19 protein-coding genes and 2 pseudogenes are annotated in these 21,759 nt (G+C 41.6%); 13 read left to right on the forward strand and 8 right to left on the reverse strand.

What is annotated here, in order from left to right:
* Positions 1-29: 29 nt before the first annotated feature.
* Entirely contained in the window at positions 30-1,793 is a 1,764-nt protein-coding gene (locus MKI79_RS07005; protein ID WP_241571375.1) for a GspE/PulE family protein, read from the reverse strand.
* A gap of 198 nt (positions 1,794-1,991) precedes the next feature.
* Positions 1,992-2,636 (reverse strand): OmpA family protein, encoded by a 645-nt coding sequence (locus MKI79_RS07010; protein ID WP_241571376.1) that lies wholly within the window; start codon positions 2,634-2,636, stop codon positions 1,992-1,994.
* A 283-nt stretch (positions 2,637-2,919) separates the two neighbouring features.
* Between MKI79_RS07010 and MKI79_RS07015 the strand changes: the two genes are divergently transcribed.
* The 6 genes from MKI79_RS07015 to MKI79_RS07040 all read left to right on the forward strand — a co-directional run bounded on the left by MKI79_RS07015 (position 2,920) and on the right by MKI79_RS07040 (position 7,523).
* Entirely contained in the window at positions 2,920-3,837 is a 918-nt protein-coding gene (locus MKI79_RS07015; RefSeq protein ID WP_241571377.1) for an acyltransferase, read from the forward strand.
* 151 nt (positions 3,838-3,988) lie between these two features.
* Positions 3,989-5,047, forward strand: coding sequence for a preprotein translocase subunit SecA (locus MKI79_RS07020; protein ID WP_241571378.1), 1,059 nt, complete (start codon positions 3,989-3,991; stop codon positions 5,045-5,047).
* Between the two features lie 186 nt (positions 5,048-5,233).
* Positions 5,234-5,968, forward strand: a complete 735-nt coding sequence (minC, locus tag MKI79_RS07025; RefSeq protein WP_241571379.1) for a septum site-determining protein MinC — start codon at positions 5,234-5,236, stop codon at positions 5,966-5,968.
* A 66-nt stretch (positions 5,969-6,034) separates the two neighbouring features.
* On the forward strand, positions 6,035-6,847 hold the full coding sequence (gene minD / locus MKI79_RS07030) for a septum site-determining protein MinD (RefSeq protein WP_241571380.1): 813 nt from the start codon (positions 6,035-6,037) through the stop codon (positions 6,845-6,847).
* A gap of 2 nt (positions 6,848-6,849) precedes the next feature.
* Entirely contained in the window at positions 6,850-7,122 is a 273-nt protein-coding gene (minE, locus tag MKI79_RS07035) for a cell division topological specificity factor MinE (RefSeq protein ID WP_241571382.1), read from the forward strand.
* 113 nt (positions 7,123-7,235) lie between these two features.
* Positions 7,236-7,523, forward strand: coding sequence for a PA4642 family protein (locus MKI79_RS07040; RefSeq protein ID WP_241571385.1), 288 nt, complete (start codon positions 7,236-7,238; stop codon positions 7,521-7,523).
* Positions 7,524-7,596: 73 nt separating this feature from the next.
* On the opposite strand, the gene ypfJ is transcribed toward MKI79_RS07040, so the two are convergent.
* The 3 genes from ypfJ to MKI79_RS07055 all read right to left on the reverse strand — a co-directional run bounded on the left by ypfJ (position 7,597) and on the right by MKI79_RS07055 (position 10,338).
* On the reverse strand, positions 7,597-8,499 hold the full coding sequence (gene ypfJ, locus MKI79_RS07045) for a KPN_02809 family neutral zinc metallopeptidase (protein ID WP_241571387.1): 903 nt from the start codon (positions 8,497-8,499) through the stop codon (positions 7,597-7,599).
* A gap of 99 nt (positions 8,500-8,598) precedes the next feature.
* Positions 8,599-9,534, reverse strand: a complete 936-nt coding sequence (locus tag MKI79_RS07050; RefSeq protein WP_241571388.1) for a DUF808 domain-containing protein — start codon at positions 9,532-9,534, stop codon at positions 8,599-8,601.
* 168 nt (positions 9,535-9,702) lie between these two features.
* Positions 9,703-10,338, reverse strand: coding sequence for a hypothetical protein (locus MKI79_RS07055; protein WP_241571390.1), 636 nt, complete (start codon positions 10,336-10,338; stop codon positions 9,703-9,705).
* Positions 10,339-10,600: 262 nt separating this feature from the next.
* On the opposite strand from MKI79_RS07055, the gene trpS reads away from it, so the two are divergent.
* The 6 genes and pseudogenes from trpS (at position 10,601) to nth (ending at position 15,999) form a co-directional block, all read left to right on the forward strand.
* Positions 10,601-11,614 carry a tryptophan--tRNA ligase gene (gene trpS / locus MKI79_RS07060; protein ID WP_241571392.1) on the forward strand — a complete coding sequence of 338 codons (1,014 nt, stop codon included), beginning with the start codon at positions 10,601-10,603 and terminating at the stop codon, positions 11,612-11,614.
* A 369-nt stretch (positions 11,615-11,983) separates the two neighbouring features.
* Entirely contained in the window at positions 11,984-12,964 is a 981-nt protein-coding gene (tal, locus tag MKI79_RS07065) for a transaldolase (RefSeq protein WP_241571394.1), read from the forward strand.
* Positions 12,965-13,136: 172 nt separating this feature from the next.
* The gene (bioB, locus tag MKI79_RS07070) at positions 13,137-14,123 is read left to right on the forward strand and encodes a biotin synthase BioB (RefSeq protein ID WP_241571396.1); all 987 of its coding nucleotides are present in this window, start codon (positions 13,137-13,139) and stop codon (positions 14,121-14,123) included.
* Positions 14,124-14,404: 281 nt separating this feature from the next.
* A pseudogene (locus MKI79_RS07075) lies at positions 14,405-14,942 on the forward strand (RnfABCDGE type electron transport complex subunit B); the annotation flags it as partial.
* A gap of 134 nt (positions 14,943-15,076) precedes the next feature.
* Positions 15,077-15,220 (forward strand): annotated as a pseudogene (locus MKI79_RS11750) (RnfABCDGE type electron transport complex subunit B); the annotation flags it as partial.
* Between the two features lie 116 nt (positions 15,221-15,336).
* Positions 15,337-15,999 (forward strand): endonuclease III, encoded by a 663-nt coding sequence (gene nth / locus MKI79_RS07080; protein WP_241571478.1) that lies wholly within the window; start codon positions 15,337-15,339, stop codon positions 15,997-15,999.
* A gap of 34 nt (positions 16,000-16,033) precedes the next feature.
* On the opposite strand, the gene greB is transcribed toward nth, so the two are convergent.
* Positions 16,034-16,519 (reverse strand): transcription elongation factor GreB, encoded by a 486-nt coding sequence (greB, locus tag MKI79_RS07085; protein WP_241571399.1) that lies wholly within the window; start codon positions 16,517-16,519, stop codon positions 16,034-16,036.
* Positions 16,520-16,995: 476 nt separating this feature from the next.
* On the opposite strand from greB, the gene MKI79_RS07090 reads away from it, so the two are divergent.
* A complete protein-coding gene (locus MKI79_RS07090; protein ID WP_322111814.1) occupies positions 16,996-18,108 on the forward strand; it encodes a transglycosylase SLT domain-containing protein in 1,113 nt (370 codons plus the stop codon).
* 76 nt (positions 18,109-18,184) lie between these two features.
* Here MKI79_RS07090 and MKI79_RS07095 read toward each other — a convergent pair whose 3' ends face one another.
* Together MKI79_RS07095 and MKI79_RS07100 are read right to left on the reverse strand one after the other, a co-directional pair.
* A complete protein-coding gene (locus MKI79_RS07095; protein ID WP_241571402.1) occupies positions 18,185-19,486 on the reverse strand; it encodes a serine hydrolase domain-containing protein in 1,302 nt (433 codons plus the stop codon).
* Between the two features lie 198 nt (positions 19,487-19,684).
* Entirely contained in the window at positions 19,685-21,727 is a 2,043-nt protein-coding gene (locus MKI79_RS07100; protein ID WP_241571404.1) for a site-specific recombinase, read from the reverse strand.
* Positions 21,728-21,759: the final 32 nt, after the last annotated feature.

Genomic DNA, 21,759 nt, shown 5'->3' on the forward strand with positions numbered 1-21,759 from the left:
AGGCTCTACACAGAGCCTCAAGGTGATCGTTATAGCGGAACGACTCGCATCACTTCTTCAAAGCTTGTGACGCCTTCGGCAATACGCTTCGCCCCTGCAAGTCTTAGCGGTTGTAAGCCTTCCTGATATGCAGTCTGTCTAATTTGATCTAAAGTTGCACCCTGCCCAACCAGTCGTTTTAAATCATGACTAAGTGGCATCATTTCATAAAGTCCAACACGACCTTTATAACCTGTGTGACGACATTGATCACAACCCACTGCTTCATAGACTTGTTCAGGTGGTGTACCATTCCACGGCTGAGTGAGCTGTTGCCAAAGTTGTTGATCTGTATTCACACGTTTTTTGCAATGTGGGCAAAGGGTTCTCACCAAACGCTGTGCCAATACACCTAATATCGTTGCTGCTGATAAAAAAGGTTGCACACCCAAATCATTGAGTCGAGTAAGGCTTGAAGGTGCATCATTGGTGTGCAATGTGGACAATACCAAATGCCCTGTCAATGCCGCTTGGATCGCCATATTTGCAGTATCTTGATCTCGAATCTCACCCACCATGATGATGTCTGGATCTTGACGCATCAGCGCCTTAATTCCTTCAGCAAAACCAAGCTCAATTGCAGGATTAATCTGCATTTGGTTAAAACTTGACTCTAACATCTCGATCGGATCTTCAACGGTACAGACATTGACTTGATCAGTAGCAAGTTGCTTCAAGGTCGAATACAACGTTGTGGTTTTACCCGAACCTGTAGGACCTGTGACCAAGATAATACCGTGGGTATGACTAGTTAAATCTTTCCACGTGTCGAGTAATTGTCCTGTAAAACCCAGCTTTTCAAATGAACGCACGAGGACTTCAGGATCAAAAATACGCATCACCATCTTCTCACCAAATGCTGTTGGCAAGGTCGATAGACGAAGCTCGGTTTCAATGCCTTTTGGCGTACGTGTTTTTAGTCGTCCATCTTGTGGCTTACGTTTTTCAGCGACATTGAGCCGTCCTAAAATCTTAATCCGTGCAATGACAGCGATCAAAATATTACTCGGCATATCATAAATATTGTGAAGTACACCATCGATACGGAAGCGAACTCGACCATTATCTTTTCGAGGTTCGAGATGGATATCGCTTGCACCTTGCTCAAAGGCAAATTGTAAAACCCAATCCACGATACGCACGATATGCTGATCATTCGCATCGGGATTATTACTCACATCGCCAAGCTGTAATAATGCCTCGACACCTTTTTCAGACTTAAATGCTCCCAAACCTTGCGCAGAAGCAACCGCACGACTGACTTGATAATATTCTTGTAAATATCGAGTGAGCTGTTCAGGATTTAGTAGCACCACATCAATGCTTTTATTCTTAATGGTATTGCCAAGTCCTGACTTCCATTCAGTGAAAAATGGCTGATCTGTTCCGATCACCACCCGGTCTGCAAAGATCTCTACTGCAAGAATCCGATTACGCACTGCAAACTCTTGCGACATCACTTGAGTCAATTTGCCAACGTCAGCTTTTAGAGGATCAATGACAAAGTAAGGAACATTTGAGCCTTGCGATAACCATTGGCAAAGACGGTTTAATGTCAATTTCGACTCAGGATGCGTTTGATCCACCACATTAAAATACGCAATCCACTGTAATGGATGCCAATTCAATTGTTCTTTGGAACGTGAGGTGGTTTGGATGAGATTAACGTCTTTTTCACTGATTTTTTTTGCTTTTTTCAGTTGGCTTAAACACCATTGCAAATCAATTTTAAAAGGATGTGGGTACAAGTCCATATGTTTTCATCTATTTCAATATCATCATTTCTACACATGATCTTAGCATTGATCGACTTTAGACAACACAACAATCAGCTCGATTTACATTCAAAAGACTGAATTCTTAAAGTTATTTAGACAATAAAAAAGAGTGCCGAAGCACTCTTTTAACGACTTAATACATTCTGTATATCAGTCATTTTTGCGAATCAAATATTATGATGTTGCATAAACATTGATTTCTACACGACGGTTTTGTTCACGACCAGCAGCTGTGTCGTTAGATGCGATTGGATTGCTTGCACCATAACCTTCTGAGCTAATACGGCTTGAAGATACGCCTTTGTTGATCAAGTATTGTTTCACAGCAGCTGCACGGTTTTTAGACAATGGAATGTTAATACCATCATTACCTGTGCTGTCTGTATAACCAGATACAACCACTGCAACAGAACCGTCATTCAAAGTTTGCGCAACTTTGTCTAAAGTCGCATAAAATGAAGGACTGATTGAGTATGAGTTAGTTGGGAAAGTAATGTTACCAGGCATGACCAAACCAATTGAACCATCTGCATTACGACCTACGTCAACGCCAGAACCTGCCAATTGCTCTTTCAATTTTTTCTCTTTTTGGTCTAGAACATAACCACCTGCACCACCAAGTACTGCACCAATTGCTGCTGCACGATTATTTTGGCGACTTGAATTCGCATTACCTTTTGATACACCATAACCAGCGGCTGCACCTAGTACTGCGCCGATTGCTGCTTTGTTATAGTCACGTTGACCAGTCGTAGGATCAGTAGTACATCCTGTTAATGCTACTGCCCCGATAAGTGTTGAAATCGCTAATGCACGCATGGCATGCCTCCTTTAACGTTATGTTTAATATGTCATTCATTATGATATATAGTTTTTAATAAACCATTGAAGTAATGTAAAAAAACGTCCGTTTTGTTACAAATTGCAATCTTTCTGCATTTGCTTCGTGAGATTCTCATCATAATTTATTCACAATACATACTTTTTCAATGTGCTTAAATTATTATACAATTGCACATTAAATATTTTTGTGATTTCTTGGTTTTATTTCTCATCTCTGCTATGTTTTGCAAAAGCAGAAAGTACTTCATTTAGGTCAAATATGTCCAAAGTAAAATCCAATAATGTCTTTAAAAAAATTGCCAAAGGCTTATCCGTATCTTCCACCATTACCGCCAGTACTTTTTTACATGGGCCACCTGTGCTTGCTTTGGGATTAACCAAGCTGTTTGGACAATCAAAAAAAGTCGATGAAACCAATATTAAGCTGACCAACAGCTGGCTTGGCATCAATAACTGGCTGATTGAAAATGTGCTGCCCGAAACCGAATGGGATATCTATGTCGATGAGCAACTTGACTTAAATATGGATGGACGCTATTTGATGATGTGTAACCATCAAAGCTGGGTCGACACCACAGTCAATCAATACTTTGGCGTTTCACGGATGCCGTTGACACGGTTTTTCACCAAGTGGGAATTGATCTTTATTCCCTTCGTTGGGCAGGCATTTAAAATTCTCGGCTTTCCAATGATGAAACGTCATACTAAAGAACAAATTGCCAAAAATCCTGAACTCAAAAAGCGTGACCTCGAAGAAGCACGTAAGTCTTGTCAGCAATTACTCAGTCAACCTTTTACGCTGCTCAATTATTTGGAAGGCACTCGCTTTACCCAAGAAAAGCATGAACAACAGCAATCCCCTTTTCAAAATCTACTTAAACCTAAAGCTGGCGGTTTGGCATTAGCATTAAATATTCTAGGTGATCAAATTGATGCATTAGTTGATATGACCATTGTTTATCCTGACGGCGTGCCAGGTTATGGTGAATTTTGGTTAGGTGATGTCCCTCGAATCGTTGTACAGCTAGACAAAGTCCCATTACCTGAATGGATTTTGCAAGGAAATTACGAGGAAGACGACGCATTTCGTGCCAAGTTTCAGCAATGGGTTGAGCAAATTTGGCATGAAAAAGATCAACGTATTTCTGCGATCAAAGCCAAATACGCCAGCGAATAATTAGCCTCCACACATTTTATTTTGATCTGATGGCTTTTGTGTTATTTTGCCTGAAAGAGATCTTCGGATAACTTTCAGTTTTTTTTAGAATTTATAAACGAATACATTCAACCAAATATAGATTCAGTAAAGTCATCATTAGGACGATGTTATGACCGATCGCAACACGCCAGATCACGACAACTCAAATCAAAACCAACATCATATCGATCACACTTCTACACAATGGAAAGTGTTTTTAATCTATGACGTGATTATGATGGCATTGATCGTGCTCAATTTGATCATGCTCGGTTTGCAGGCCTTAATCTTAAGTGATTTTGGTGCGTGGATTGCTGAAGTATTGAATATCACCACACAGCGAAGCGAATATATTCAGCAATGGGATCCAATCATTCGACATATTGATCAATACTTTACGATTTATCTTATTGTCGAGTTGGCACTGCGATGGATGATTGCTATCATTGGTCAACATCACAAACGCTGGTGGTTCTTCCCATTTATTCATTGGTATGAAGTGATTGCAATTATTCCGCAATTACGTTTTTTCCGCCTACTGCGAGCAGGTGTCATTGCCTATCGTTTGCACGAACTTGGCTATAAAGTCATTCCACAAAATATGCTGAAACGAGCTAAGTTTTATTATGATTTGGTCATGGAAGAGCTGACCAGCCGTATTGTCCTCACGGTACTTAGGCAAGTGGAAAAAGAGTTGAACGATAGTGACGATCATAATCATCGCATTCATCAGTTGATTGATCGCCATCGAGATCAATTCGCCAATGTGCTCGCCATGATCTTACAAAAATCACTTGCGACGGCATTGAGCCAACACCAGCAAAACATCAGTCAAAATATTGGTCAAATCGTGCACCAAGCCATTGATGATACACCCGAATTAGTTCAGCTTTTAAAATTAATGCCGATCGTCGGCTCACGTATCGAAAGCCTGATTCAAACCATTGGGCAACGACTGGGCGAAAATATTACCCAAGGCATCATTGCCGAATTGTCTGCTGTTCAGTCGCCAAATCAACGCGCCAACCCGCTATTGACCGAAGTTGCCCATGAGATCAGCCAAGTACAATTGAATTATCAACAAGTCGATGATCTTGTGGATTCGGTTGTAAAAGGCAGTTTGGAATTGATTCGTGAACAAGTCAAAGTGAAACAGTGGCAGCAGATCATTGATGAAACTCAGCAGTAAACTTGGCATTTTCGGTATTTTGCCAAATCAGCTGATGGAAAAAATATTCAACGAATCATTAAATCGTTAAATATTACGCAAATGCGACTAGATCAATTCACTATTTTGCTCTAGCATGTTGCCTCATATGTAATGAAATCTGTATTAGCGAATGAATGCTAATATGACAATAGCAAAGGACAACACATGACAGACATACGCATCACTGGGCGCATGGTCAATTTTTCTCGTCTTACCTTTAGTAATAATGATTTAGATCAAATTCGTCAGCAACTCAAAGCACTGACTGAAGAGCAAAATTATAATGGCACATTAATCATTATTGACAGCACAGTGAAACAAGAGCTGATTGAACTGATTCAACTACTGATTGAGTTTGGGCTGCAGCCGATGGCTGTGGTTGATGGTTTACTTGGTGACGATGCACGCTCCATTCAGTTCCCTGTCCTTCCAAAAGATCAGCCAGTACAGCGCATCACTGCAAGCTCACAAACCAATACTTCACCAGAGGCAGAAGTAAGCACACCTGTTGCCAATGAGCCTGTTGTTGAATCTGCACCAGTAGTACCAACACCTCAAGCAAGTCCCGCAACGGTATATCACGACGAAATCTTGCGCACAGGTCAAAGCCTTGTTGAAGATCATGGCAATATCGTCCTGACAGCAAGTATGAATAATGGCTCGGAGCTAATAGCTGCCGGCAATATATTCATCTATGGTACTGGGCGTGGGCGCATCATTGCAGGTGCGAGTGGTGATCCAAACGCACGTATTTTCTGTCAGAGCTTAGAAGCACAGCTGATCTCAATCGCAGGGACATTCTGCGTCTATGATGACATCCCTGCGCATTACTTGAATAAATCGGTACAAATTTACCTAAATAACAATCAAGAACTTGAATTTGAACTGCTATCCATTTAAGGTTAGTGAGGAAAATTTGAAAGCCCTCTAAACATAGAGGATATAAGACAAACAGGAGTATTTTCGGTGGCCAAAATTGTTGTCGTAACATCCGGAAAAGGCGGCGTCGGTAAAACAACCACGAGCGCATCATTTGCAACCGGTCTGGCAAAACGTGGTTATAAAACTGTCGTCATCGATTTTGATGTAGGTTTACGTAATTTAGATTTGATTATGGGCTGTGAACGTCGTGTCGTTTATGACTTCGTGAATGTCATCAATAATGAAGCACGCTTACAACAAGCTTTGATTCGTGATAAAGAATTAGAAAATTTATATATCCTACCTGCATCACAAACACGTGATAAAGATGCCCTCACAGACGAAGGCGTAGAACGTGTTATGGATGAATTGGCTGAAGAATTTGACTACATCATCTGCGACTCTCCTGCGGGGATTGAGCGTGGTGCTATGCTTGCAATGTATTATGCAGATGAAGCCATCATTGTGACGAACCCTGAAATTTCATCAGTTCGTGACTCAGATCGTATTATTGGTATGCTCGACAGCAAAACCAAAAAAGTAGAACAAAAAGAAGGACGTATTCGCAAGCATTTGTGCATTACTCGTTTCAATCCAGAACGTGCTGCACGTGAAGAAATGCTGAGCATTGAAGATATTTCTCAAGATATTCTACGTGTTCCAACTCTGGGGGTAATTCCTGAATGTCCAACGGTACTTCAAGCATCGAACGAAGGTAAGCCTGTGATTCTGTATGAAGACACCAAAGCTGGTCACGCTTACGATGACTTGGTGGCACGCTTCCTCGGCGAAGAGCGTCCTTTCCGATACATCACCGCTCAACCTAAAGGCTGGTTGGCTCGACTATTTGGAGGTTGATCATGGCAGGATTTTGGAATAAATTATTCGGTAATGATGAAAAGCCGACCAGTGCACAAACAGCAAAGGATCGCTTAAAAGTCATCGTAGCATCTGAGCAAGGTCTAGGTCGTCGCTTAAGCCAAGACAAGATCAATCAAATGAAAAAAGAAATCTTGCAAGTGGTAAGTCGTTACGTACGTGGTGTGGATGAAGAGCACATTCAAATGAATGTACGTTCTGAAGCCAATATCGAAATGTTAGAAATGAATATCAATTTACCTGATGACCATTAAAGTCAGAATTGACTAGTCAAGTCAGGTAAATCAAGGCAAAATAACGCCAGTTATTTTGCTTTTTTAATGCCTATTTATATACAGGCATTTTTTGATATTTTAAGGAATTTAGCATGGCGTTATCCCAACCAGCGACGTTTAATGAAGAATGGTCTGACGAACGTGTATTTGCTTATCTGAACCAATTACCTCCGCAAGATGTGAGTGCGGATTACCATGTGCTGTATCATGCGTTCAAACATATGCGCCCTTTTGACTATGAACGTCTTTTGACTCAATTTGTCGCTGATGGCCGTGATGTCAATGCAACGAATCCTGAAGGTGAGCGTATTCACGACGTCATTGCAAAATATCCACGTCAAAAAGATGAGTTCCTTGCCGTACTTGCAAAATTCGCTTAAGTGATTTGAATGATTTAATAAAAATGGCATCCAATTGGATGCCATTTTTATGGATATACTAAAAAACTGAAAGTTACAAACTATTAGTATTGAAGGTATCACACTGATTAATATCACCACTGGTGAAACCACGATCAAACCAACGCTGACGTTGTTCACTGGTACCATGTGTAAAGCTATCTGGTACAACACTACCACGAGATTTGCGTTGTAAATAATCATCACCAATCTTCTCAGCCGCATCCATTGCTTCAGCAATATCGCCTTGATCTAAGAATTGATGGCGTTGATTGGTCTGCTTCGCCCAAAGCCCTGCCAAGCAGTCTGCTTGCAATTCTTGACGTACAGAGAGTTGATTACCTTCCGCTTGACCAACTTGTTGGCGTGCCTTATTCACTTGCTGAGAAATGCCCAATAAGGTCTGCACATGATGTCCGACCTCATGCGCAATCACATAAGCTTGCGCAAAATCACCTGCTTGATCCTGACGACTAAGCTCAGACTGATTCTGCTCACCTGAGATGTCCATCTGTGTACGCATTTCTTTGAAGAATGTGGTATCAATGTAGACCGTCTGATCAGCAGGACAATAAAAAGGCCCCATCGCAGATTGCCCTGTACCACAAGCCGTCGAGGTGGCACCGCTATACATCACCAAAGTTGGCTCTTGGTAGTCACGACCGATCTGCTGAAAAATCGGTACCCACGTATCTTCTGTATCCGCCAAAACGGTCGAAACAAAAAGCCTTGCTTCTTGCTGTTCTGCAGTTTCATTCTCAGGTGCAGATTGTTGTGCACTACTCGATTGGGTCACTTGACTGGACATCTGATAGGCTTGCATCGGATTGACTCCGAAAAACTTCCAAGCGACAAAAGCAATAATCACTCCAATAATACTAATTCCACCAGTCTTTACCGCACCGCCACCACGGCGGTCTTGCACATTACTACTTGTACGACGACCTTTCCAGCGCATGGTCTTACTCCTCGATGATTCCAAAAATCCTTTTTGCAACTATGCCATTTTCATACTAGGTTTTTCGAACTTAGCTCTTTTAAACTTAGCGCTTTTAAATTAGGCTTTTTTCGAAAATAGCTTTTTCCCTAATGTCACGACTAAAACGACGATAATCCCTGCAATTGCACCAATGACAAAATTAATCAAAGTCGGTGTCAACGCACCAAAAATGCTACCAAACGCAGGAAGATGATTCGTTACTTCGGTCGCATCTTCGGTAAAGTGATGCAGGAATGGTAATGCGTGATTGATAATCCCACCACCAACTAAGAACATTGCAGCCGTACCAACGATAGATAATATTTTCATTAAAATCGGTGAAAAACTAAGTAAACCTTGTCCAAAACTTGCCGCCATACCGTCTTTATTTTCAACCAAGTATAGCCCCATATCATCAAGCTTGACGATCAATGCCACCAAGCCATACACACCAACTGTCATGGCAATTGCGATAAACGATAAAACACTCACTTTGGTAATAAATGGCGTAGCCAATGAAATCGTCCCTAATGTAATGACGACAATTTCAGCAGATAAAATAAAATCGGTACGAATCGCACCTTTCACCTTGTCATCTTCAAAGGCTTTCATATCCGAAACATCTTTTTCTAATTGTGCTTTGGCGGCATTAACATCATCCTCTGCATGCGGATTTCTTTTATGTTGAATGGTATGCCAGACTTTTTCCACACCTTCATAACATAAAAATAAACCACCAATCACCAATAATGGATTGATCAACGCAGGTGCAAGCCAACTGATCAATAACGCCAATGGCACAAGGATCAATTTATTAACAAATGAACCCTTTGCAACACGCCATACGATTGGCAATTCACGTTCGGTACGCACACCGCTGACTTGCTGTGCATTCAATGCCAAATCATCGCCCAATACACCCGCAGTTTTTTTGGCTGCCACCTTACTCATTACCGCAACATCGTCCATTATTGTCGCAATATCATCTAAAAGGAGTAATAAACTACTGGCCATGCGTTCTTTCCTAAATTTTGTTTGACTCTAAATTTTATAAAATAACTTTATAAAAACATTAATTCAGTCACAATAATTAAACTCTTGCGCTTGTGCAACATAATTCATGCTAAAAACTGTAGCACCAAACATTTTCTCTTACTTTGCTTTTCACGCTTCTTACTTTTTTTAATTGCCTTGATATTTGCCTTGTTGTATCACTTTGCCATAAGTCCGTTTGTTTTTATCTGAGTTGCCATAAGGATAGCCATAGTTCGGTGTATGGTTATGCGGATAAGTGTATTGTGGATAGACTGGATACTGCCCTGTTGATTCTGTGGTTTTTCGATAAGTGCCACCATAAGGCAGATAAACTTCTTCGGTACTTTGGTAATGGGTCTGTGTTTCAGGTTGCACCTGTATCTGAACATGCGGTGTGCCGATATAGACCTGTGTGCCATGATTTGCATGATCATTTGGAAAGTCATGTGGATAGCCATTTGGGTAATGAGGATAATGGTTTGGGTAATAGTCTGGATAATTCGGATAACGGTTATAAGGATTATTTCGAGGCTGTGCGTATGGATCAGGACGAGTTTGACCCAGTACACGATCTCGGATTTGAGCCTGTTTATTTTGATAGGTGCTATTCCCACGTGTAAAGCTTTCACCAGTGTAGACTGATTTATACACGCTCTTTGTTGCAGAATACGTCGCACTACTCAATACAAAGATCGTACTCGCAAACAATGCCTTCACGGCAACAGCATGAATACTCAATTTTTTTTGCTGATTTAAAACCGCTTGACCGTTTGACCTTCTCATTAAAACCATCAAAGGCTCCTTATCTTTATATCTTTCAATTTGCTTAATGAATATATTTTAACCGATTTTAAATCATATCTTTTTTATATTTGTATCCATACTTTCTGACTCAATGTCTGTTCTGTACAAATTTAGACGCTTAAAAACCAAGCACTTAAAAGCAACCATTTAAAGCTAGGAAATTAGGGCGAGCTTCTTTACAATACAGCCTTTCAAGATCACTTCAATATATCGTCACTAAAAGACCGACATGGGAAAAATTATGACTGAATCAGCAGAGCGTCCAATTATTCTGACAGGCGACCGCCCTACTGGACAATTACACTTAGGACACTTTGCAGGCTCATTGCGTACTCGTGTTGGCTTACAAGATTCGCATCAGCAGTACCTTTTACTCGCTGATACCCAAGCACTAACAGACAATGCCGATAATGTTGAAAAAGTTCAGCGTAATATCATCGAAGTGGCGTTAGATTATTTAGCGGTAGGTATTGATCCAACCAAGACGACGATTTGTATTCAATCTTGCTTACCTGCGTTATTTGAGCTGACTAGCTATTACATGAATTTCGTCACCGTCGCTCGTTTGGAGCGCAACCCAACGATCAAAACAGAAATCCAAATGCGTGGTTTTGAGCGTGATATTCCTGCAGGATTCTTATGCTATCCAGTGTCACAGGCTGCGGATATTACCGCATTTAAAGCGACCCTCGTTCCAGTCGGTGAAGATCAAATCCCAATGATCGAACAAACCAACGAAGTCGTTCGCCGTGTCAACCGTCAGATTGGCAATGACATACTTCCTGAATGTAAAGCATTGCTTTCCAATGTCGGACGTTTACCCGGATTTGATGGTAAGGCGAAAATGTCAAAATCTTTGGGCAATACCATCGTACTTGACGCATCGGACAAAGACATTAAAAAAGCCGTCAATGCCATGTACACCGATCCAAATCATTTGCGTATTGAAGACCCAGGTCAGGTCGAAGGCAATGTTGTATTCACTTACCTCGATGCTTTTGATCCGAACAAAGCAGAAGTTGAAGAACTCAAAGCACACTATCGTCGTGGTGGACTCGGCGATGGTACTGTGAAAAAACGCCTTGAAGGTGTGCTGAAAGAGTTGATTGGTCCAATCCGTGAACGTCGTCAAGAGCTCGCTAAAGATCCAACCTATGTCATGGACATTCTACGTGATGGTACAGATAAATGCCGCTTAATCACGCAAGATACATTGGACGAAGTCAAAGCAGGTTTAGGTTTATTCCGCTTTTAAGTTTTGAGAATGTAAGCACTTTCAAGTAATTAGTGACACTATTTACGCACGCTTACATTCTTTAACGGCTTTGCTAAAGTCATTACTTTGCCGATTAGAGATAATAGGTGCATAAGTGATGAGGCGATGAACCTTTATCGCAGTGATTGAAGTATTCAGCGCAATGATTCCCCCAGATCATTGCGTTTTTTTTGAGTTATTCTTTATCAATACTTTTTATAGAGTCTATTGACCTTAACAGCAGACTTTTTTGAAATAATTTCTTGATAATTTTTTTATCACATCATGCCGAATTTATAAGCAACAGTGCTTTGATGCCCTTTCAAAGCATGCTAAGTTAAATGATCACTTTTAAAAAATGCCCTAATCATGACTGCACTCGAACAATTAAAGCAATTCACCACCATCGTTGTGGACAGTAGCGACTTAGAAGCCGTTGAAAAATTTCGCCCAATTGATGCCACCACCAATCCCTCACTGATTACGGCTGCTGCAAGTATTCCTGAAAATCGTGCTTTGATCGAAGATGCCATCGCCATGGCAAAATCAGAAAACTATGAAGACGATGAACTGGTTGAACGAGCCATTGATATTTTAACGGTCAAGTTTGGCGTTGAAATTTTAAAATATATTGATGGTCGTGTATCGACTGAAGTGGATGCAAGCTTGTCATATGACACCGAAGCGACCATTCAAAAAGCCTATGATCTGATTAACCTGTATAAGCACTTTGGCATTGATACCAATCGTGTGTTGATCAAAATCGCATCGACATGGCAAGGCATCCAAGCAGCAAAGCATTTGGAGCAAAATGGCATTCATTGCAACCTGACTTTATTATTTGGTTTGCACCAAGCGCAAGCATGTGCTGATGCTAAGGTCACGCTGATCTCGCCTTTTGTCGGTCGTATTTTGGATTGGTACAAAAAAGCGGAAAATAAAGACAGCTACCCGATTGAGCAAGATCCAGGTGTCAATTCGGTGAAGACGATTTACACCTACTACAAACAAAATGGCATACAAACGCAAGTGATGGGCGCGAGCTTCCGTAGCACTACTCAAGTCTTGGCATTGGCTGGTTCTGACCTACTCACCATTGCACCGAATTTACTCGATCAACTCAGTCAAGATGAGCAAAACGTCACCGCCCAATTAACTGTTGAGCAAGCACAGCAGGCTGACAAAATCGACCGTGGCAACTTAGATCAAGCCACGTTCCAAAATGAATTAGAGCATGATTTGATGGCGTTCCAACTACTGCAAGGTGGTATTGACGGCTTTATCAAAGCACGTGATCAATTGCATCAAGTGCTTCGTGAGAGTTATGGTTTGGCAAATATTCACGCTTAAAACTCGTTAGCTAATGTAATTACTAAGAAAACGATCTCTGTGCGCATGGATCGTTTTTTTTTATCAACCCTCAATTTTATAAAAAAAATGAAATATTCAGCCCATAACAGCTTAGCCTTTTTAAGTTATAGTATGTCCAAGCATTGATGAATACATTGGAAGAAACGAGCATATGTTGCGCAACGACTGGACACGAGAAGAAATTCACACTCTCTATCAATTGCCATTGATGGATTTATTGTTTCAGGCGCAAAGCATTCATCGCCAGCATTTTGAAAAAAATACCATTCAAGTCAGCACTTTACTCTCGATCAAAACAGGAAAATGTCCTGAAGATTGTAAATATTGCTCGCAATCTGCGCATTATGATGCTGACCTCGAAGCGGAGAAACGCATTGCTGTAGATAAAGTCATCCGTGAAGCGCAAGCTGCCAAAGCATCAGGTTCTTCTCGATTTTGTATGGGTGCAGCATGGCGTAATCCGCATGAGCGTGATATGCCCTATGTTTTGGAAATGGTCAAAGAAGTCAAAGCGCTTGGGCTAGAAACCTGCATGACATTGGGTATGCTCAATAGCTCACAAGCAACTCGATTAAAAGATGCAGGACTGGATTATTACAATCACAATCTCGATACCTCACGTGAATATTATGCCAATATCATCAGTACCCGCACTTTTGATGATCGTCTAAATACGTTGGATCATGTGCGTGATGCAGGGCTAAAAGTCTGTAGTGGTGGGATTGTTGGACTCGGTGAGTCTGAACAAGATCGCATCGGTTTATTGCATGAATTATCAACGTTGCTAATCCACCCTGAATCTGTACCAATCAATATGTTGGTGCCCATCGCAGGCACACCGCTTGCTGATGTGGAGAAGTTAGATGTGATTGAGTGGATTCGCACCATTGCGACTGCTCGGATTCTCATGCCGAAAAGTTATATTCGCCTATCTGCAGGTCGTGAATCCTTAAGTGATAGCGATCAAGCTTTGGCATTTATGGCTGGGGCAAATTCGATCTTCTCGGGTGAAAAACTACTGACTACACCAAATGCAGGACAAGGACGTGATCAGCAATTGTTCGCCAAACTGGGCTTAGTTGCGGAAAAACCTCAAGTGAGTGTCCGTGAAAGTGCTGTCGATGCGATGGAGTTTTAGTCAGTTAATTTCTTAGACTCAAACAATTCGTAATTGAGTCCACCTTTTGAAATAGTAGCTAGATGGCTAGGGGAACTTTGAAAAAACCTAACGAGTAGCCTAAATTTCAAGGCGCACCTCGCACAGCAACCGCAGTGTACAAGTCGTACATGAGGATTGCGAGCAAGGAGCAACGCAGAAATTTGCCTACGCAGATGGTTTTTCAAAGTTTCCTCAAGAGATTTTAGGCACATGCTTTGCTATACTTGCACACTCTATTCTTATTCCCTTTTGCATAGCTTATGTCCTCGCCACTGCAAACGCCCAAACATCAGATTTTAGTACAGCAAATTGACCAACTCCTACCACAAACCCAATGTGGACTGTGTGGTCATGTTGCTGGCTGTTTGCCCTACGCACAGTCGATTTTCGAAGGTGAGGACGCCAATAAATGTATCCCTGGTGGACAACCTGTCGCCGACGCAATTGCCAATCTATTAGACCGACCAAAACTCGACGCCGAACCAAGCGTTTGGGCAGTCCAAGCCGATGGACGACCGCAACGCATCAAAGCCGTGATTCGTGAAGATGAATGTATCGGCTGTACCAAATGTATTGCCGCCTGCCCTGTGGATGCGATCATCGGCAGTGGCAAAGTCATGCACAGCATCATGCCCGACCTGTGTACTGGCTGTGAGCTTTGTCTTGCACCATGTCCAGTAGATTGCATTGATTTGGTCGAAGATCTGTCGCCATTGCCAACACCGAGTGAGCGCATTCAAGAACAGAATGATTTACGCAATCGTTATAAAGCACATCTACTACGTGAGCAAACTCGTCAAGCGCAAAAACAATCTGCTCGTCCTGTGACCAAAGCCTCTGCTTCAAAATCACAGCTCGAAGCCATTCTTGGGCAATCCTTGCCTGAGCAAGCCGTATCAACACAAAATGATACTCAACCACTTAAAGTACAAGATGCACAAACTACCATTGAATTGGCAAAGCTGCGCACGCAAATTAAGAAATTACAGAAACAACTCAGTGTACGCCCTGATGCAGGTAAAACTGAACAAATGCATGCACTTGAGCAACAACTTGCCCAGTTGATGGAGTCTTGATTATGGAAAAAACTATAAAAACCAGAACAGTAACAACGAAAAAGGTCAAAGCTAAAACTGGAAAAAAATCAACTGAGAAAAAAGGCGTCGAGAAAAAGCCTTCTAACAGCAAAGCCATGACTAAGGCGCAAATTCAAACTTTTTTCGAGCGCCTACGTGAACAACGCCCAAATCCTGAAACCGAACTGAACTATGGCTCACCTTTTCAATTGTTAATCGCTGTTTTGCTCTCTGCGCAAGCCACCGATGTCAGCGTGAATAAAGCTACTGATCAACTTTTCCAAGATGCGCCAGATGCACACAGCATGTATGCGCTTGGCGTGGAAAAGCTCAAAAGTTATATCAAAACCATTGGCTTATTTAATTCCAAAGCTGAGAATGTCATTAAAACCTGTCATATTCTGATTGAACAATATGGCGGTGAAATCCCACAGCAACGTGAACAGCTCGAAGCCCTGCCTGGTGTTGGTCGTAAAACTGCTAATGTCGTATTAAATACCGCCTTTGGTCAGCCGACGATGGCGGTGGATACCCATATTTTTCGGCTAGGCAACCGCACTGGTTTGGCTAAAGGCAAAGATGTATTAGAGATTGAACAACAACTGCTCAAACGTATTCCGTCCGAGTTCATCATTGATGCGCATCATTGGTTGATTTTGCATGGTCGTTATTGCTGTATCGCCCGTAAACCGAAATGTGGCGAATGTATTGTGTCTGATGTGTGCAACTGGAAAGAACGCTTTGACTACGGTGCCGAGATTCCAGAGTTAAAGTCCTAAGTTAAAACTATAAATGAGTACAAATAATTATCGGCTAATTTTCAGCATCTTGAATATATTTGATTTTGAGCACGTACCACGTCTTTTTGCCATTGGGTGTATGCACGACCACCTCATCATCCACCGCTTTGCCTAGACAGGCTTTTGCCACCGGTGCTTGCAATGAAATGTAATCCTGATTGCCATAGATTTCTTCATCACCAACGATGCGAAACTTCACCTGTTGCCCTTCATCATTTTCAAGCTCAACCCATGCGCCAAAATAGACTTTCCCTGCTTGGTCTGGGTGATATTCAACTTTTTGAGCGACTTCAAATAACTTGGTGAGGAATCTAATCCGTCGATCAATTTCACGTAGGCGACGTTTGTTATAGGTGTAATCTGCATTTTCCGACCGATCGCCAAGACTAGCCGCCCAAGATACGATTTTGGTTATCTCTGGACGTTCTGTGCGAAGCAGATGATTTAATTCATTGTGTAAGCGTGTATAGCCTTCAGCGGTAAGCAGTTTTTTTTGCATAAAAAGTCAGTATTTCTTGAATAATTTGAAAGTTTGCCATGCAAATTTTATTTTATCCACCGATGATTGGTCAGTTTTCATACACTCTATTTTCGTCGAAACGCTCCTATTGTTGAATTTTTATTCTTCACAATTTCAACACATTAGTTATCATTGTGTGATTGAAATCTCAGTTATTTGACTACGATCGTTTATTTGGATAAAATGCGCCACCACGTTAGGTTTTTGCAATATATCTGTACGATATTTATTCTTTTTTGTTATTTCGCTGCACAAACCTATTTTTATATGCAATGCCAAGCTTTTCATTTAATGCTTCGGCTCGTTTAGCTAGATCATTCAGCTAACCAATTTAGTTAATTACCAAACGTTCAAATACGTTTGTCGCAAACAGCCTTTTATAATCTCATTTGATTGCCCATTCTATTATGAATCTAGGTGTTTGCCACAGTGAATAGCATTACTGCGGAGATATCATGAAGCAAAATCGTCAGCTTTCTCGATCGAGGCTCTGCCTCAAATATCTTAACTCTCGACCATATCTTAAAGCGACTATCTTGTTCGCTGCCATCGCACCTTTAAGCCTAAATGTTTCTCAAGGTCATCAGGTCAAACAAGATCTCAAACCAAGCAATACCCTTACTGTTGTTGCCGTTCAAGGTCCAACGACTGTATTCCAACAAGATGGTTTCACGCACGGCTTTGGCTATGATCTTGCGCGTAGTTATGCAAAAAGCATGGATTTGCGTCTTGATTTAAAAACTGTAAAAGACAATGCCACTGCACTACGTTGGGTTAAACAAGGCAAAGCCGAATTTGCACTCAGCACCGCCAGTATTGCTGCAATTGAAAATGCAAAGTTAACAGCAGTCGAAGGAAGCTGTGGTGCACAGCCTATCCTTGAAAAATACGGCTTAGATACCAACTTTTCTTGGGTGTTTAAATCTGCTGAAGATCCATTGGCTTTGACTGCAACAGGTCATCTGTGCCAAAACAAAAATACAGGTACAATTCAACAGCTTGCATCATTTTATGATCGCAACTATGTCAAAGAAAGCGACATGGTCAAGGTTGATAAAGACTTACAAAAACGTCTTCCAATATATCAAGCGTCATTCAAACAGTCTGCAAAAAAGCACGATTTAGATTGGCACTTCCTTGCAGCGATTGGCTATCAAGAGTCTTACTTACGTCCTGATTCGGTGTCACCGACAGGTGTTCGTGGCGTAATGATGCTGACCAGTAGCACAGCTCGAGCAATGGGTGTTAAGGATCGCACAGATGCGACCCAGAGCATCCAAGGTGGTGCAAAATATATGCAACTGATGCTGGATGAATATGATCACATCCCGTATCCAGATCGTAACTGGTATGCTTTGGTTGCCTACAATATGGGGCCTGGTACAGTTCGCTCGATTCGTAAACGTCTTGAACGTCAAGGTAAGAACCCTGATCAATGGGTCAATGTTTACAACTATCTTGAGCGTAATCAACGTGCCAATGGTCGTTACCGCCAAGCAGTACAATATGTGAAGCGCATCCGTGTTTATATGGAACATATTAAAAGTAATGAGTTGGCTCAGCTCTAGTCGTTTTAAACTACTTTAAATAATCCCATCGCTAGAAATAACGGTGGGATTTTTAGTTTTGTCTTGCTTATTTTGATTAAATCTTTTCAGATTTTTCTTGATCTGAACCAAACAGCGAACGACGTTGATCACGCTCCACTCTTGGACATTGTTTTGAGATTTGGTACAAGACTTTGGCGAGACTTGGAATATGCGTTCCCACTACAGATTTACCTGTCGTGAGTAGTGAAACACTAATATCACGCTTTGGATCAGCCCAACATAGAATATTTGAAAAACCAATATGACCAAAAGCCTGCCCTGTCATTGGTCCAAAGATTCCCACTGGATCACCACCAAGCATCGGTCCAAGTGCATAACGCATCGGAATCAAAAGCGATTGATCCATCACATAGCCCGAGGTTGGTAATGTTGCACGGAAGACTGTTTCAGGTGTCAAAATCTGCTTGTCTTGATAACGACCGCCATCGAGTAGCATTTCAAAGAATCGACCGATTTCCTCAGCACTGGTATAAATATTTGCCGCAGGACTAATCGTATCCATAAAGCGTGAATCATTGGTAATATTGACCGTCGTGTCCAAATCTGCACCTAAGACATGATGCAAATATTGATCTGTACCCATTTTGGCAAAGAAGCCTGTGGCATAGTTCTTCGCCACTTCACCACGAAACTCAGGTGCAAGTCCGTAGTTAAAACAGCGCATCCCCATCGGGTCACTGATACGCTCCTGCAACAACTGCGTTAATGGTTTCTGCGTCACTCGTTCTAACACTTCACCCAATATATAGCCTGCTGTCACCGCATGATAGGCGAGTTTTGACCCTGATACCGACATCGGCTTGGCGTCATAAAGTAGCTGTAAAATCTGTTGTTTATCAAATAAGGTTTCAGGTTCGATTTTGCCTTCTACACGTGGGATTCCGCCACGATGTGACAGTAAATGGAAAATCGTCGTATGTCGTTTGCCATGCTTTGCATATTCAGGAATATAGTAACTAATCGGATCCAGTAGATTGATCACACCTTCTTCATCGAGCATATGCACAAGCATTGCCGTGACTAGTTTTGATGCGGAAAATAAACAGACAGGTGTGTTGGTTTTCGCCAAACGCTTTTCTGCAAAAGGCTGATCTTCAGGACCATTACCATCTGCAAAGCCAATACTTCGATTAAATACGATCTGCCCTTTGCGGCGTAGGCAGAGCGAGACTTGTGGATGATTGCCTGTCTGATACAGTGCTTCAACCGCACGCCATATGTTTTGTTTCTGCTTTTCTGTCATTCCTGCCAGTTCAATATTTGCTTCATCAGCAATATCGGTCACTGAGGCTAAATCGTCGGTCACTTGACTGGTATTGGTTGACCAAAATTTCATAGCTTATCCTTAATACTACAACTGTATTTGTTTTTCTGATGTATGCACTACATCTCACATCATTGTGCAAAATAAGTCAGCGAAAATCTATGCTCACTTGAATAAAAGTCGTGATCATTTTTGCAATAAAGCGTTTGTAATAAAACATATTCAATAAAATAGCGCAGGAATGAACAACACATTCACATTAGAAAAAAATCAGCTTCTTGCCTCTTTGGCTTCTTCTTCATCAATCTGTAATGGCTGTTTTGGTGGCCAAAAAAACTCACTCGGACGCGTCACAAAATGCGTGGCAATCAGCTTAAATAGTGGACGCCACTCTTGTACACGGACACTGCGTGCACGTAATGCCACAAAGATCGTTAAGCTAAAACTGACAAATAAGTTGGTTAGACCAATCAGTAATACACCTAAAAATGACACCACGATCAATCCAATATCAGGTGAGCCATTGATATTCATTAGCCCTTGAATAAAGTTCGCCGATGCAAAAGCAATATGTCGAATATCCAGTGGCAATCCGAGAATAAAACCAATCGTCCCCATACTGCCTAGCATCACACCGAATAAAAAATTACCCATTATTGCGCCAAGATTTTGCTCAACATAGTTGGCAATTCGTTCAAGGCGATTTTTTGAAAATAGTTTTTTTAGTTTTGGATGGGCTTTGATACGTGGACCAATCTGACGATAAATCGCCATATTGTCATAGTAGCCTGCGATTAATCCTGAGAAAAATAAACACACACCTGCAATCGCCGCATGCGGAATCGCAAGCGAAGTAAATGGATTGAGATCATGCAAGACATGACTTGCCTTGGCATGATTCATGAGCTCTTCACCGAATACGATGTCCCAGCTAAATGCAATCATCGCTGCCACAGGTATCGCAATCGAAATATTGCCAAGTATCGCTATGAATTGGGTACGAATAATATTAATAATCAGCGCAGCAAGCTCTGCCATATGCGCATTTTTCGTACCTTTTTTCTGCTGAATCGTCGCTGCCAAAGCGGCTGCCGTCATCGCAGGTTGTTTGGTCGCAACAGTAAAGTGCATGATATGGATAAAAACAAAGCCCAACCCATAGTTCAAACTATAAACAATGGCTTGCATCAGTGGTGCTAAAGTCAATCGTGCAGAAAGTATCTTTAGCGTCGCCATAATGGCAATGATCGCCCCTGCACCTGCCGCAGAAAAATACATTTCGAAGTAACCTTTTTTATCGGTACTTACATAATGTTCACCAGTACGACTGGCATTTTCGGTGACTTGTAGCGCAATCAATTCGGTATTGGTGGTGAGTAATGAGCGTACACTTTGGTCGCTATAATGCGCATAAGTGATATTACGGAGCATCTCCATAATCGCAGCTTGTTGTGCCTTATCTTCATCAGTCACAACGTGCAATAAAATCTCAATACGATGTAAACATTGCTCAAGCAGTGCTATTAAATAAGTAAGATTTAAACTTACACCAATACGCTTGGTCGCACGACGTACACGCTGCATGATGTCACGACATTGATCAAGCATCACCAAAGCCTGATCTGGGTCAGGTACAGGCATCACCGATGCTGTATCGTATTGTGCTTCGTACTTTTTATAGGTTTCGATAAACTCGACGATTTCTCTGTTTTGATTGAGAAATGGTGATTCAAATTCATCAATCTCGGGATAAGCATGAGTAAACTCGGAATGCAAACCGATCGCACTGATACGATAAGATAAAATCATGATCGCATTGATCATTTGCATACGAATGCGATGCTTATTGCCTTGATTGGAATTGGACTGGCTGAGTAAGCGAAAAACCTGTTGCCAATCTTCTGTTTGAATATTATCGAGCCAGTGACGGTCGCTTTTTTTATAAAAAACTTTTCCAACAAGGTCTTTTAGCTCAGACTCATCTTTCACTAAAGGAAGGAAATGTGCACCGATACGCTGTGATAACTGCGTATTAAACCCTTCTGACCCTAAAATGCCACTTTCGACATATAGGCTGACTTGTTTATATTGATTAAGTAGTCGCAACACATAACGCTGTACGATATCAGGTGCAGTCGGTGTCATGATCAACGCACGAATAAATGCTTTGATTCTTTTATTAATTTCGCTCTGATCTTCGGCATCACTTGGACGTAGACGATCAACAAGACGCACTAACAGCTGAAGGTCTAAGCGATCTTCATCAATCTGCGCCTGCATCTCGATCAATAAGTCTTGCAATTGAATATGCATCAATCGTCCTCAGTTCAGTCTTTACCAAAATT

This window comes from Acinetobacter sedimenti (genome assembly GCF_022601685.1).
Lineage (GTDB): Bacteria > Pseudomonadota > Gammaproteobacteria > Pseudomonadales > Moraxellaceae > Acinetobacter > Acinetobacter sedimenti.